Annotated in this window: 1 protein-coding gene; it reads left to right on the forward strand. The window is 45.7% G+C overall.

All coding sequences use genetic code 11. The annotated features are described in order from the left end of the window. Positions 1 to 990 (forward strand): immunoglobulin domain-containing protein (locus CHX27_RS00370; protein WP_207758906.1); only part of this gene is annotated, 990 nt, incomplete at both ends.

Genomic DNA, 990 nt, shown 5'->3' on the forward strand with positions numbered 1-990 from the left:
ACCCCGCCTTGTACAGCTACAATCACTGGTCAATCTGCAGTTGTTGTTGTGAATCCGATTCCGGTTGTTACGCAGTTTATTGCGAGCAACAGTAATGTTTGTGCTGGCGATCCGTTTAACTTACTTATTTCGGGTACTCCTAACGCTACGGTAACGGTTTTTGATGGTACTTCTTCGACTCCTGTACCTTTGGATGCAGCAGGTAATGCTGTAGTTAGTATCACAGTAGGTATTAGTGCTGCAACCACTTATACTATAACGGGTATTGCTAGTGCCGATACGCCTTCTTGTGCCGCCACTACGTTCCCTGCTCCAGTAACGGTAAACGTTATTGCACCTGCCGCAATCACCACAGAACCGGTTGGTCAGAGTCTGTGTCCTGGAATTACTTCTACTTCTTTTACAGTAGCTTCAACAGGAGATTCTGTTTCACACCAATGGTTCTATAACGGCAGTCCGTTAAGTAATGGCGGGCAGTTTTCGGGAGTGGATACAACTACTTTGACGATTTCCAACCCAACCACAGCTAACGCGGGCAATTATTTTGTGCGTGTAAGTAACAGCTGTGGCAGTATCGATTCAGTTTTAGCTGCGTTGTCGGTCGATCAGCCTATTGTTATTGTAGCGCCATTTATTAGTTCTAATACAATATGCGAAGGTGATACTCAGGTTTGGACGGTAAATGCTACGGGTCCTGGACTCACGTATCGTTGGTTTAAAGGAACTACACCAATAACCGATTCAGCAACGGTAACGGGAAGTCAGACCCAGACCTTAACGATTGCAAACGCGCAGCTCTCAGACGCAGGTACCTATCGCGTTGAGGTGAATAATAATTGTAACCTACCCCAATTTTCTACTGATGTAACGCTTACAGTTAACGCCTTACCGCAAATCACCACTCAACCTCAGGCAGCTGCAAGCTACTGTTCGGGCGATTCTCTCACATTAAATGTCGTTGCTACGGGAACGAATTTAACTTATCAATGG

Origin of the sequence: Flavobacterium aurantiibacter (genome assembly GCF_002251775.1) — a bacterium.
Classification (GTDB): Bacteria; Bacteroidota; Bacteroidia; order Flavobacteriales; family Flavobacteriaceae; genus Flavobacterium; species Flavobacterium aurantiibacter.